This is a genomic window from Methyloparacoccus murrellii (genome assembly GCF_054657115.1).
Genome location: NZ_BAAHXD010000157.1, coordinates 1 through 206, shown reverse-complemented (window position 1 = coordinate 206; position 206 = coordinate 1). Strand labels below are relative to the sequence as shown.

The 206-nt window shown below is 71.8% G+C and carries 1 protein-coding gene; it reads right to left on the bottom strand.

What is annotated here, in order from left to right; translation table 11 throughout:
• Positions 1–206 (bottom strand): sugar phosphate nucleotidyltransferase (locus ACYQ1H_RS15705; RefSeq protein WP_460028970.1); only part of this gene is annotated, 206 nt, incomplete at both ends.

Here is a 206-nt window from a genome sequence, read left to right as displayed (position 1 = left end):
CCGGCGCGGAAGCAGAACATGCCGGCATTCCAGAAAAAGTTGCCGGCGGCGAGGTAGCCTTCGGCGGTGGCGCGGTCCGGCTTCTCCACGAAGCGGACGACCTGGCGGCCCTCGCCCAGCGCGGCGCCGGCCTCGATGTAGCCGAAGCCGCTGTCAGGGGCCGTCGGCAGGATGCCGAAGGTGACCAGCCGGTCCTGCCGGGCCAG